This window comes from Mesobacterium hydrothermale (assembly GCF_035818635.1).
Lineage (GTDB): Bacteria > Pseudomonadota > Alphaproteobacteria > Rhodobacterales > Rhodobacteraceae > Mesobacterium_A > Mesobacterium_A hydrothermale.
This window is the reverse complement of record NZ_JAYLLH010000009.1, coordinates 21,543-34,329: the sequence shown is the minus strand read 5'-3', so window position 1 is coordinate 34,329 and position 12,787 is coordinate 21,543. Positions and strand designations below refer to the sequence as shown.

The 12,787-nt window shown below is 65.3% G+C and carries 12 protein-coding genes; 6 read left to right on the top strand and 6 right to left on the bottom strand.

From position 1 onward, the window contains the following. The first annotated feature begins 151 nt into the window (after nt 1-151). The 5 genes from VK792_RS08325 to VK792_RS08305 all read left to right on the top strand — a co-directional run bounded on the left by VK792_RS08325 (nt 152) and on the right by VK792_RS08305 (nt 5,974). On the top strand, nt 152-976 hold the full coding sequence (locus tag VK792_RS08325; RefSeq protein WP_326297004.1) for a flagellar motor protein MotB: 825 nt from the start codon (nt 152-154) through the stop codon (nt 974-976). Nucleotides 977-1,078: 102 nt separating this feature from the next. Next, entirely contained in the window at nt 1,079-2,380 is a 1,302-nt protein-coding gene (locus VK792_RS08320; protein ID WP_326297003.1) for a flagellar hook protein FlgE, read from the top strand. Nucleotides 2,381-2,399: 19 nt separating this feature from the next. Further along, a complete protein-coding gene (gene flgK / locus VK792_RS08315; protein ID WP_326297002.1) occupies nt 2,400-3,848 on the top strand; it encodes a flagellar hook-associated protein FlgK in 1,449 nt (482 codons plus the stop codon). An 18-nt stretch (nt 3,849-3,866) separates the two neighbouring features. Next, nucleotides 3,867-4,871 carry a flagellin gene (locus VK792_RS08310; protein ID WP_326297001.1) on the top strand — a complete coding sequence of 335 codons (1,005 nt, stop codon included), beginning with the start codon at nt 3,867-3,869 and terminating at the stop codon, nt 4,869-4,871. Then, nucleotides 4,868-5,974, top strand: coding sequence for a flagellar basal body P-ring protein FlgI (locus tag VK792_RS08305; RefSeq protein ID WP_326296999.1), 1,107 nt, complete (start codon nt 4,868-4,870; stop codon nt 5,972-5,974). The genes VK792_RS08310 and VK792_RS08305 overlap by 4 nt, the downstream gene beginning before the upstream one ends. 9 nt (nt 5,975-5,983) lie before the next feature. Here VK792_RS08305 and VK792_RS08300 read toward each other — a convergent pair whose 3' ends face one another. From VK792_RS08300 to greA, 6 genes are all read right to left on the bottom strand, one after another. Further along, on the bottom strand, nt 5,984-6,325 hold the full coding sequence (locus VK792_RS08300) for a RidA family protein (RefSeq protein WP_326296998.1): 342 nt from the start codon (nt 6,323-6,325) through the stop codon (nt 5,984-5,986). Continuing rightward, nucleotides 6,322-7,713 carry an FAD-dependent oxidoreductase gene (locus VK792_RS08295; protein ID WP_326296997.1) on the bottom strand — a complete coding sequence of 464 codons (1,392 nt, stop codon included), beginning with the start codon at nt 7,711-7,713 and terminating at the stop codon, nt 6,322-6,324. The genes VK792_RS08300 and VK792_RS08295 overlap by 4 nt, the downstream gene beginning before the upstream one ends. Then, nucleotides 7,706-8,005 (bottom strand): (2Fe-2S)-binding protein, encoded by a 300-nt coding sequence (locus VK792_RS08290; RefSeq protein ID WP_326296996.1) that lies wholly within the window; start codon nt 8,003-8,005, stop codon nt 7,706-7,708. Before VK792_RS08290 ends, VK792_RS08295 begins: the two co-directional genes overlap by 8 nt. Then, nucleotides 7,986-9,080, bottom strand: coding sequence for an NAD(P)/FAD-dependent oxidoreductase (locus VK792_RS08285; RefSeq protein WP_326296995.1), 1,095 nt, complete (start codon nt 9,078-9,080; stop codon nt 7,986-7,988). Before VK792_RS08285 ends, VK792_RS08290 begins: the two co-directional genes overlap by 20 nt. A 66-nt stretch (nt 9,081-9,146) precedes the next feature. After that, complete coding sequence (locus tag VK792_RS08280) at nt 9,147-10,151, bottom strand: hypothetical protein (protein WP_326296994.1); 1,005 nt, start codon at nt 10,149-10,151, stop codon at nt 9,147-9,149. Nucleotides 10,152-10,164: 13 nt separating this feature from the next. Continuing rightward, entirely contained in the window at nt 10,165-10,635 is a 471-nt protein-coding gene (gene greA / locus VK792_RS08275) for a transcription elongation factor GreA (RefSeq protein WP_326296993.1), read from the bottom strand. A gap of 313 nt (nt 10,636-10,948) precedes the next feature. Between greA and VK792_RS08270 the strand changes: the two genes are divergently transcribed. Beyond that, complete coding sequence (locus VK792_RS08270) at nt 10,949-12,595, top strand: electron transfer flavoprotein-ubiquinone oxidoreductase (RefSeq protein WP_326296992.1); 1,647 nt, start codon at nt 10,949-10,951, stop codon at nt 12,593-12,595. Nucleotides 12,596-12,787: the final 192 nt, after the last annotated feature.

Below are 12,787 nucleotides of genomic sequence, written 5' to 3'. Positions count from 1 at the left end.
CTCGGGCAAGAGTCCGTGCCGACTGTGGATTTCGGGCAAGACCTTGCCGCCCTTTTGACCTGTAACTTAACCGAACAGTTTTAAGTGTTAAGCCGGCTTTAACGGCCCCGCGGCTATTTCTGTCCACGGGGCGTAATTCAAGGTGTGTGGGATGAAGGGCGGCAGCAATGTTGCGCCGGTCATCATCAAGAAGAAAAAGGTCGTTGCGGGCGACGGGCATCATGGCGGTGCCTGGAAAGTTGCCTATGCGGATTTCGTTACCGCGATGATGGCTTTTTTCATGCTGATGTGGCTGTTGAACGCGACAACGGAAAAACAGCGCAAGGGGATAGCGGATTATTTCAGCCCGACGATTGCGGTGAACCGCGTATCTGGCGGCGGTGATGGCAGTCTTGGCGGGACGTCGGTGTTCTCGGAAAACACCCTGCCCAAGGTCGGCACCGGCGCGACCAGTCTGCACCCGACGCGCGACGTGGCCGCGCGCGGGGCGATCACCGCGCCCGACAGCGGTGCCGGAAAGGCCGACATGGCCAAGCTCGAAGAGGCGCTGTTGGGCCGCGGCGGGGAATCCGTGCTGGAAGAAAACGATTTGCGCCATGTCGAACTGCGCTTGACCGACGAAGGCGTGACCATAGAAATCTTCGACCTGCCCGACGCGCCGCTGTTTACCGATGGCAACCGGACGACGCCGTTGTTGCAGGCGCTGGCCCGCGGAATTGCCGCGGCGGCAAATGCGGTCGAAAACCAGATAGCGGTCGATGCGCACACACGCTCGGTCCCGCTGGTGCGCAGCGAAAACCCGGTCTGGACCGATTCCGCGACCCGTGCCGGTGTCCTGCGCGACCTGCTGACCGGCGCCGGTCTGGACGAAGCGCGGTTTGATCGCACCACCGCCCATGCCGACCGCGAACCGGTCAGTGCCAACCCCATGTCCGAACGCAACAACCGGCTGGAGGTGGTTTTTCTGCGGCCCTGACGATCCGGGCCGCGAACTCTGCACAATTTTAGCCGTTAGCGGCCCGTTAAGACAGCGCGCGTATGTCTTCTGCTGGTTTCCGGTGCAGCAGAAAGGCGTGTCATGACCATTTCCTCCTCCCTCAACGCGGGCGTCGCGGGCCTTGCGTCCAACGCAACCCGACTGGCGGCGATTTCCGACAATATCGCGAACTCGGCCACCAATGGCTACAAGCGGGTCGAAACCGATTTTCAGTCGATGGTGATGGCGTCGCGCGGGGGGGTCTATGCCGCCGGTGGTGTGCGGGCGAACACCCATCGCCTGATCGATCAAAGCGGGTCTTTGGTCGCCACCACCAATGCCACCGATCTGGCGGTGCGGGGCCGCGGTTTCCTGCCCGTCGCCAAGGTGACAGAGGTTGAAAGCGGCAATGGCCACCCGCAGATGTTCCTGACCACCACCGGGTCTTTCCGCACCGACGCCAGCGGCTATCTGCGCACCGAATCCGGGCTGATGCTGCTGGGCTGGCCGGCGCAGGCCGATGGCACCGTGCCGACCTATCCGCGCGACACCAGCGACGGGCTGGAACCGGTCAAGATCAATGTGAACCAGTTTTCCGGCGAACCCACCACGCATATGACGTTGGGCGTAAACCTGCCCGCGACGGATACCTATGCCGGTGCCTCCGGCGACCCGCAGGAGCTTTCGGTCGAATATTACGACAACCTTGGCCGGTCGGAAAACCTTCAGATCACCTTTACCCCCACCGTCCCCGCAACCGGGACGTCGAACCAGTGGACCATGCTGATCGAAGACACCGCGCAGCCCGGTGTGATCATTGGCCAATATGATCTGGAATTCGACAACTCCCGCGCCAGCGGCGGTACGCTGTCCGGTATCACCACCGTGACCGGCGGCGCCTATGACGCGTTGACCGGCACGCTGACGGTTGACGTGCTGGGCGGCCCGATCGAGCTGAACATCGGTCAGCCGGGCGAAAGCGACGGGCTCACCCAGTTGTCCGACAGCTTTGCGCCGCTGAACATCTCCAAGGACGGGTCGCCCGTCGGCAACATGACCTCGGTCGAGGTCGACGAGGCCGGCGTTGTCGTGGCCTTCTTCGACACCGGCATCACCCGCCCGATCTATCAGGTACCGCTGGTCGATCTGCCCAATCCCAACGGCATGGTCGCGCTGGACAAGCAGACCTACATGCCGTCGCCCGAAAGCGGCAGCTATTTCCTGTGGAACGCGGGTGATGGCCCGACCGGCGACATTGTCGCCTTCGCACTGGAAGAATCGGCAACAGATGTGGCCAGCGAACTGACCGACATGATCCAGACCCAGCGCGCCTATTCGTCCAACGCCAAGGTGATCCAGACCGTGGATGAGATGTTGCAGGAAACCACCAATATCAAGCGCTGAGCCAGCATAGGAGGCTACCATGAGCCTGTCCGGCGCCCTTTCCAACGCGATGAGCGGCATCAGTGCCAATGCCCGCGCGGCAAGCCTTGTGTCCGACAACATCGCCAACGCGCTGACACCCGGCTATGGGCGGCGCGAACTGGTCACCCAATCCGACAATGTCGCCACCCATGGAGGCGTACAGGTGTCGGGGGTGATCCGGCACAGCGACCCGGTGCTTCTGGCCGAACGGCGCCTGGCTGACGCCCAGGCCGAAGGTCAGGCCGTACTGGCCGGCAACGCGCAGAAACTGGAGATGCTGGTCGGCTCGCCTCTGGATGAAACCTCGCTCACGGGGTTGCTCGACGCTTTCGACGCAAGCCTGATTTCCGCCGCCGCCGATCCATCCGCGACCCTGCGTCTGACCCAGGTGTCGCGCTCGGCCCTGGCGATCAGCGGCCGGCTGAACGATCTGACCAACAGCGTGCAATCCAGCCGCCGCGACGCCGAAGCGTCCATCGCGGCGCAGGTCAGCCGCCTGAACGGCGCGCTGGAACGGATCGCGGATCTGAACACGCGGATTTCCCAGATGGAAAACGCCGGGCAGGACAATTCCGTCTACGTCGACCAGCGCCAGCTGGAAATCGACTCGGTGGGCGAAATGCTGTCGATCCGCGTTGTCGCCCGCGACAGGGGCGAGGTGGCGATTTTCTCGACTGGCGGGGCGGTTCTGCTGGAAGGCTCGCCCGCGCAGTTTGCCTTTACCCGCGCCAATGAAATCGCCCCGCACATGACGCAGGCCAACGGGCTGTTGTCGGGCCTGTTGATGAACGGTGAACCGGTTGCAACGGGGCCCGATGGCCGCACCGGCGGCGGGACGCTGGCCGCGGCCTTCCAGATCCGCGATCAGGAAACGGTCGGTTTCCAGGCCAAGCTGGACGGGCTGGCGCTGGACCTGGCCCAACGCCTTGGCGCCGGCGGCCCCGACAGCACGCTGATCCCGGGCGACCCCGGGATCTTTACCGACAACGGCGCCGCGGTCACCGCTGCCGATCTGACCGGCCTTGCCGGGCGGCTGACCCTGAACGCGGCCGTCGCGCCCGGGGCGCAGACCGTCTGGAAACTGCGCGATGGTCTGGGTGCGTCAACACCCGGAACCGTTGGCGATGCGGGCCTGCTGAACGGCTATCGCGACGCTCTGTCCACGGTCACCGCGCCCACGGCCACGGCGCTGGGCGGCATCACCCAGGATGCCTTTGGCCATTTTTCCGACCTTGTCACCGGCATCGCCGATGCCCGTATCAGCGCTGAACGCGATCTGGCCTTTGCCCGCGGTCAGCAGCTGGCGCTGCAGGAACAGGAACTGGCCGAAGGCGTCGATACCGATCACGAAATGCAGCTCTTGCTGAAGATCGAACAGAACTATGCCGCCAATGCGCAGGTGATCCGCGTGCTGGACGACCTGATGCAGCAACTGCTGCAAATCTGATACCTAAGGGGGAACGCCATGCTTCAGATCGGGGACCTTGCCAATTCGCTGGTGATGCGGTCCTACCAGACCCGCATCAAGACCGAACTCGCCCGCCTGAGCGAAGAGGTCACCACCGGCCAGAAAGCCGACCCCGCCGCGCAGCTGTCCGGCGCGCTGACCCACCTGACCGGGGTACAAAGCAGTCTGTCGCGATTGCAAGCCTACAAGCTGTCGAACACCGAGGCGAAGCTGATCGCCGACGCCGCCCAGCGCGTGATGGGCGACATGCAGACCGCGACCGCCGCGCTGGGTGCTGACACCTTGCAGGTGGAACTGTCCACCTCGCCGGTTGCGCGCGCGTCGCTGGCCGACAAGGCGCGGCAGGTCTTTGCCGGGCTGGTCTCCGGCCTGAACGCACAGCAGGCCGGGCAAAGCCTGTTCGCGGGCGCCGCCACCGGCAGCCCGGCGATGGCCAGCGCCGACGATATCCTGGCGGCGTTGGCAACGCATCTGGCGGGGGCGGCCACGATGCCCGACATCGCGGCGCGACTGGACGATTGGTTCAACACCTCTGGCGGTGGCTTTGAAACGCTGGCCTACCAGGGTGCCGCGGACAGCCGTCAGCCCCTGCGCCTGAACGACACCGCCAGCGTTGGCTTTGACTTCCGGGCGGACGACCAGGCCTTTCGCGACATGCTGAAACATACTGCCACGGCGGCACTGGCCAGCGGGGCGGGACTGTCGGTGGACAGCCAGATGCAGGCCGACATGCTGACCGGGGCGGGGGAGGGGCTGTTGACCGTGCAGGGCGAATTCACCGCGCTCAGGGCCGAACTCGGCTCGGTCCAGGAACAGATCGACCTTGCGATGCAGCGCAACGATGCCGCCGAAAGCGCGGGTCGGATCGGGCGCAACGACCTGCTTGCCGCGGATCCGTATGACACCGCCACGCGGCTGGAACTGGTGCAGTCGCAGCTTGAAACGCTGTACACCGTGACCGCGCGCAACAGCCGCCTGTCGCTGGTGGATTTCCTGCGATGACACGGGTTTTCACCATCCTTCTGCTGGCGCTTCTGGCGCTGGCCCCGCCGCTTTGGGCACAGTCGATCCGGATCAAGGACCTGGTCGAATTCGATGGCGTGCGCGACAACGCACTTCTGGGCTACGGGCTGGTCGTGGGGCTGAACGGCACCGGTGACGGGCTGCGCAACGCCCCCTTCACCGAAGAGATCATGACCAACATCCTGGAACGGTTGGGTGTGAACGTGACCGGTGAACAGTTCCGGCCCAAGAACGTTGCCGCCGTGATCGTCACTGCCGATCTGCCGCCCTTTGCCCGTGCGGGCAGCAAGGTGGACGTGACCGTTTCGGCCATCGGTGACGCCAAAAGCCTGTTGGGCGGGACGCTGATCATGACCCCGCTGAACGCCGCCGACGGGCAGATCTACGCCGTGGCGCAGGGCACGATCATCGCGGGCGGTGCGCAGGTCGAAGGCGACGGGGCGCAGACGGTGCAGGGGGTGCCTACGTCCGGCGCGATCCCTTCGGGCGCCACGGTGGAACGAGAGGTGGATTTCGCCTTTGCCGATCTGGGTGTCATGCGGCTGGCGCTGCGCGAACCCGATTTCACGACGGCGGCCCGGATCGAAACCGCGATCAACCGCGCACTGGGCAAGCGCGCCGCCCTGATGGAGGACGCGGGGACGGTGTCGATTGACATCGGTACAACCGGCGCGCGGTCGCCCGCGCACCTGATGGTGCGGATCGAAAACCTTGTGGTCACGCCGCAGCGGCGCGCGACCGTGGTGGTCGATCAGCGGTCCGGCACCATCGTCATGGGCGAAGACGTGCGGATTTCGCGCGTGGCGGTGTCACAGGGCAACCTGACCCTGCGGATCGAGGAAACGCCGATGGTCGTGCAACCCAACCCCTTTGCCGAAGGGGAAACCATCGTCGTGCCGCGCACCAATGCCCAGTTGCAGGAAGACCCCGGCATCAGCCTGGCAGAGGTGCCTGCAGGCACGACATTGTCAGAAGTCATCGCCGGGTTGAACGCGCTTGGCGTCGCGCCGCGCGACATGATCGACATCCTCAAAAGCATCAAGGCGGCCGGTGCGCTTCATGCCGATTTCATCGTGCAATAGGGTCTGAAATCAGTCGCAGGCCGCGGTGACGATGATTTCCACCCTCAGCGTGTCGCGCGCCAGTTTCGCCTCGCCGCAGGCGCGGGCAGGGGCGTGCCCCGCAGGCACCCAGGCGTCCCAGACGGCGTTCATCTCGGCGAAATCGGCCATATCGGCCAGCCAGATGATCGCTTGCAGCATACGGTCGGGCGACGATCCGGCCTGTTCCAGCAGCGCCTCGACCCGCGACAGGCAATCCCTGGTCTGTTCGGTCACCGTGTCGCCATTGCCGACCTGCCCGCACAGATAGGCCACGCCATTGTGCTTGACGATCTTGCTCATCCGCGTGCCGGTTTCCATCCGTTCGATCATGTCTCTGCCTCCGTATCGCTTGCCGCGACCATGGCGGCGATTTCGCCCAATGTCACGGGCTTGATCGGTGGCCGGATGCGGAAAGCGCCGGTCTGGTCCGGCGTTTGCCGATGGGCGCTGGCCAGCAGTTCGGTGATCGTCGCCCCGCAATACCGCCCCTGGCATGGCCCCATGCCGACGCGCAGGAACGCCTTGCACTGGTTCGGCCCCATCGCGCCCCGCGCGGCGGCCGCGCGCACCTGCCCGGCGGTGATCTCTTCGCAGCGGCAGACAACGGTGTCATCCTTCGGTGCCAGGCCGCCCGAATAGGGCGGATAAGCCCGGTCAAGGAACCGACGGAATGCCCGCTGGCGTGCCAGGGCCCGGCGCAGGGGACGCGCCGCCAGATCGCGGTCGCCGGTCGTGATGGCCCCCAAGGTGCAGGCCACCTGCAACGCCGCCAGCTGCCCCGAAAGCTCTGCCGCCTGCGCGCCAAGGATGCCACCGCCGTCCCCCGCGACAAACACGCCGGCCACAGTGGTTTCGCCCCAGGCATCGGTGACAGGGGCAAAGCACCTCTGGTGATCCGACCAGGCATGATCGGCCTCGATCGACCGGGGGATCTGCGTGTTCGGCACCACGCCATGATGCAGCAGAACCGTATCGCAGGCGATCTGCTGCGGGCCCTTGGCGGTGGTGAACGCGATGCCCTCGGTCCGCGTGTCCCCCAGCACCGCCATGTCCCGCACCCCGGTGAACCTCCGCACCCCAGCGCGGCGCAGATCAGCCAGCAGCCCCAGCCCTTTTGCCAGATCCCGGATCCCGCGCAGCGCCCCCGTCAGGTGCCCTTGCGCCGCCAGCAAGTCACCCATCCGCTGCGTTTCGACCAGTGCCAGCGGCGGCGTTCCCGCCCGCACCATCTGCGCCGCGACAAGGTAAAGCAGCGGACCACTGCCCGCCAGAACCGCCCGTTCCGCCACCAGCCCCGACCGTTTCAGCAGGATCTGCGCGGCGCCCGTCGTCATCACCCCCGGCAGGGTCCAGCCCGGCACGGGCATCGGCCGCTCCAGCGCGCCGGTGGCGATCAGCAGGCGCTGGCCGGCGATCCGTTCCGCCTGTCCGTTGCGGGTCAAGAACACCTCTGGCCCCGCGCCGACCTGCCAGACCGTGGCCCCCCCGAGATGCGTGATCCGTGGATGCGCCAGCGCGCCGGTCAGCGCCCGCCCGCGCAGGTAATCCGCCCCAAGGATCGCCCCGCGCGGGCCAGAGACCCGGTCGACCTCGCGGTAGATCTGCCCGCCCGCGCGCGGCTGTTCGTCGATCAGCACCACCGACAGGCCCAGCCCGGCGGCGCGCGCCGACGCCGCCATCCCGGCGGGGCCTGCGCCAAGGATCAGCAGGTCAGTCATCGGCATCCCCCGGGCGCGGCACGCGGTGCACCTCCAGCCCCTCGGACACCTCGGTCATGCAGGCCTGTCGTGTCACCCCGTCGATCTGCACAAGGCAGTCATAGCACGCGCCCATCATGCAGAACGGCCCGCGCGGGCGGCCCGTCGCGGGCGTGTCGCGGAACGCCTCGATCCCGGCCAGCAGCAGCGCGGCCGCCAGCGTTTCGCCTTCGGGCACCGACAGGGCCTGCCCGCCGAACCTGATGGTCACGCGTGGCCGGTCGGGCGTCAGGTCACGAAAAACGGGCTTCACCAAAAACCTCCAGATCGGGGGACGCATCCGTGCCTTCCAGCCAGTCGGGCAGGAACAGCGCATGCGCCGCGGCCAGGGTGATGCCGGAATGGCAGGTGACCAGCGACGCGCCGGGCATCGTGGCGCTGTGCTGATAGATCGGCAGCCCGTCGGGCGTCATGATCCGCAGCGCGCCCCAGCTGCGCACCAGCTGCGCCCGGCCCAGAACGGGATAGGCGGCCACGGCCTCGGATGCCAGCCGGGCCAGCCCCTCGGGCGTGGTGTGATCATCATATCCAACCTCTTCGTTGGTGGCACCGATCTGGATCCCACCTTCATCCACCTGTCGCGCGATCAGCGACGGCAAGCGCAGCGTTGGCGGCAGTTTCTCGGTGATCAGGACCTGGCCGCGCTGCGGCCGCACGGGCGCGCGGAAACCCAGCTTCGGCCCCAGCGCCGCGGCACCCAGACCGGCGGCCAGCACGATCTTGCGCGACTGGTACTCTGCCCCGGTATCACAGATCACCCGGAACAGGTCGGTCTTGTCGACCTCGGTCACCTTTACGCCGGTCACCACGCGCCCGCCGCGCCGCCGCACGTCCGACGCAAGGGACCGCAGCAGTTTCAGCGGGTTCGCCTGACCGTCCTGATGGTGCAGGATCGCCCCGGCCAACTTGGGGCCGATCGCGGGTTCCTCTTTCCGCAGGGCGTTGTTGCCCAGCACCTCGAACGGGTAATCGCCGCCCAGTTGTTCTTTCAGCGCGCTGAACTGGGCCACGGTCGCGTCCAGCGTGTCTTCGGAAAAATGCAGGTCCAGCCCGCCGCGTTGTTCCAGGTGCAGATCAATCCCGGCGCCGTCCTGCAATTCGGCGGCAAACCCGGCCCAGGCGGCGGCGGATCCTTGCGACCAACGGGCATAGCGCGGCTGCTTCAGGCCCTTGCCCTGCACCCAGACCAGCCCGAAATTCCCCCGGCTGGCGCGAAAGCTGCCGTCGCCGCCGTCCAGCACCGTAACCGACAGGCCCCGCCGCAGCAGGCCCCAGCCGACCGACAGCCCGACGATCCCGCCCCCGATGATGATGTAGTCCGATTCCATGCCGGCCCGGCGTCCCAAATCAATCGACCCAAGGCTATCCGCTTTGGCGCGAAGGTCCAGACGGGATCAGTCGAACGTGCCCGCCACACGCCCCAGCAGCATGAAGGCGCGGGCGGTGCGGGTGTTGGCGAACTCCGACAGCTCCGTGTCACTGGCGTTTTCCTCGAACCCGACAAAGCTCTTGTCGAAGACCCGCAGAAAATGATGCGCCGCGTCGCGAAAGATCGGGTCCTGTTTCATCCGCGCGGCGGTCAGCGCCAGCGACGACCGGTCTCGAATCCCGCCCAGCGCGGCAACCGTGCGGCCGCGTTCACCCTTGGCGAACTTGCGCCAGATCTCGGGCCGGGCCAGATCGGGGCGCAGATCATCCATATAGATACCGTCCTGGCTCAACAGGGTCAGCACGTCCTGGCTGGCCTGCACCAGTTGCCCGGTCTGGCGGTGTTTCAACGCCCGGCGCAGCGCGGCAAAGCCTTCCTCGTCTTCGGTGGTTTCGGGGAAATTCAGCGCGCGGATGAATTCCTTGACCGGCAACGGTGGTGTGATGTCCTCGACCGTCGTGCCCAGTGCCAGCATCTGCTGATCGTCGTCGCCGGGGGCGGCGGTGTTTTCCGGGCGCGGCGCGGCGGTGGGAAACGCCGTCCGGGTCGAACTGAACATCGCCAGCGTGGTTTCCGCCTTTTTCTGCGCGGCGGCGATTTCGTCCAGTTTCTTGGAAATCGTCGGATAGCCGTCGCCCGCGCCGCGCTGCGACTGGGTCACATAGGACTTGCGGATCGCTTCGATCGCGACCTGCAACCGTGCGCTTTCCTCGCGCATGACGCGGCTGGCGCGGGCGGCGGTGGCGGCAACCCAGATCATCGCGATGGGCAGCACAACGACCATCAGGTTCATGATGAACTGCATCCCGGCACCGTCGGCCACGTCCCCGGCAAACATGTAGTAGCCCGCCAGCCCCAGCCACAGCAGGCTGAACACGATGGCCGCAATCTCCAGCCCGGTCAGTCCGGAGTTTTCCGGCCGGTCATAAATGCCAAGCTGCGGCGGTTGGGCGTCGGGCTTTTCGGCCATGGGGCGCTCTCGATCAGATGTATTCGATCTTAAGCACTTCGTAGGACTTTTCGCCACCCGGCGTGCGCACTTCGACGCTGTCGCCTTCCTCTTTTCCGATCAAGGCGCGGGCCAGGGGCGATTTGATGTTCAATTTGCCCTGTTCGACATTGGCCTCGGTTTCGCCGACGATCTGCCAGGTCTTTTCCTCGTCGGTGTCTTCGTCGACCATGGTCACGGTCGCGCCGAACTTGATCGCGCCGGACAGCTTGGTCGGGTCGATGACTTCGGCCAGCGACAGCGTGCCTTCCAGTTCCTTGATGCGGCCTTCGATAAAGCCCTGCTTTTCGCGCGCCGAATGGTATTCGGCGTTTTCCTTCAGGTCGCCCAGTTCGCGCGCCTCGGCAATCGCCTGGATGACGGCAGGGCGCTCAACGGACTTGAGCTTTTTCAGTTCAGCCTCAAGCGCGACAAAACCCGCGCGGGTCATCGGGATCTTTTCCATTTTTCTTGCCCTCATTGCAAAAGGGGACGGCGCCTGTCGGGCCGTCCCTGCCGGGTGGTTACCCCTTCCTGAACCAAAGCTACCGGTTTTGGCAAGGGGCTTGCCGCCGGGTTTTGGGGGTTCGCCGCGCGCGCAAGGCGTGCAAGACTGCGGTCTTGCGTCCCCGTCCGGGCAGTTGTCGTGAAAATTCGGAACTTTTCGGGTCACTCTGTCGGAATCGCACTTTGTAACGCCGTGTCGCAATTGACCAATGCTGCGCCGCCGCGTTAGTCAGTCGCGAAAGATTGTTGCGCATTTCTGGGAAGGAACGGCCATGAGCGACATTGAACGCGAAGCGATGGAATACGATGTGGTCATCGTCGGCGCAGGTCCTGCGGGCCTGTCGGCCGCGATCCGTCTGAAACAGCTGGATGCCGATCTGAACGTCGTCGTTCTGGAAAAAGGCTCCGAGGTCGGCGCGCATATCCTGTCGGGTGCGGTGCTGGACCCCTGCGGCCTTGATGCGCTGATCCCCGACTGGAAGGAAAAGGGCGCGCCGCTCAATGTCCCGGTGAAGGAAGACAATTTCTACATGCTGGGAGAGGCCGGGGGCATCCGCATTCCGAACTGGCCGATGCCGCCGCTGATGAACAACCACGGCAATTACATCGTGTCGATGGGCAACGTCTGCCGCTGGATGGCCGAACAGGCCGAAGAGCTGGGCGTTGAAATCTTCCCGGGCATGTCCTGTTCCGAACTCGTCTATGGCGAGAACGGAGAGGTCAAGGGCGTCGTCGCCGGTGTCTTCGGGCTCGAACCCGATGGCTCGTATGGTCCCAACACCGAACCCGGGATGGAACTGCATGGCAAATACGTCTTCCTGTCCGAAGGCGTGCGCGGCTCGCTCGCCAAGGAAGTGATCGCCAAATACGACCTGTCGAAGGGCCATTGCCCGCAGAAATTCGGCATCGGCATGAAAGAGATCTGGGAAATCGACCCGGCCAAGCACCGCGAAGGCACCGTGACCCACACCATGGGCTGGCCTCTGGGCGGCAACGCCGGCGGTGGCTCGTTCATCTATCACCTGGACAACAACCAGGTGTACGTCGGTTTCGTGGTGCACCTGAACTATGAAAACCCGCACCTCTATCCCTACATGGAATTCCAGCGCTTCAAGCACCACCCGATGGTCAAGGAGCTTCTGGAAGGCGGCAAGCGCGTCGCCTACGGTGCGCGGGCCATTTCCGAAGGCGGGTACCAGTCGATGCCCAAGATGGTGGCGCCGGGCGTGGCGTTGCTCGGCTGTTCCGTCGGCATGGTCAACGTGCCGCGCATCAAGGGCAACCACAACGCCATGCTGTCCGGCAAGGCCGCGGCAGAGGCCGCCTTCGACGCGATCAAGGCCGACCGTTCGGGCGACGAGCTGACCGCGTATGAAACCGAGGTGCGCGAAGGCGCCATCGGCAAGGACCTGAAGAAGGTCCGCAACGTCAAGCCGATGTGGTCCAAGTGGGGCATGCTTCCCAGCCTCGCGCTGGGCGGGCTGGACATGTGGACCAACACCTGGGGGTTCTCGCTGTTCGGCACCATGGGCCATGGCAAGACTGACGCCGCCGCAACCGGCGAGGCGTCGAAGTTCAAGCCGATCGACTATCCCAAGCCCGACGGCAAGATCAGCTTTGATCGCCTGACCAACGTGTCCTTCAGTTTTACCAACCACGAGGAAAGCCAGCCCTGCCACCTGCATCTCAAGGATGCCTCGGTGCCGGTGGCGGTCAACCTGCCCAGGTTCGACGAACCGGCGCAGCGCTATTGCCCGGCGGGTGTCTACGAAGTGGTGGAAAAGGACGGGGCGAAGGAATTCGTCATCAACTTCCAGAACTGCGTGCACTGCAAGACCTGTGACATCAAGGACCCCAGCCAGAACATCAACTGGACGGTCCCGCAGGGCGGCGACGGCCCGAACTACCCGAACATGTAAGGCAGCACGCCAGGACCATCAAAGCCCCGGACAGGGTCCCGGGCTTTTGTCTGTCTGTTGCGACCCGTTGGGCCAGCGCCGTGCGCCGTGTTACCGGGGTCACCCCGCACACCGATGCGCATGGAATGTGCATCCTGTGTGCATGGGGTGTGCCAAGGGGAAAACCCGGCAAATCCAGCCCGTTAACCCCCG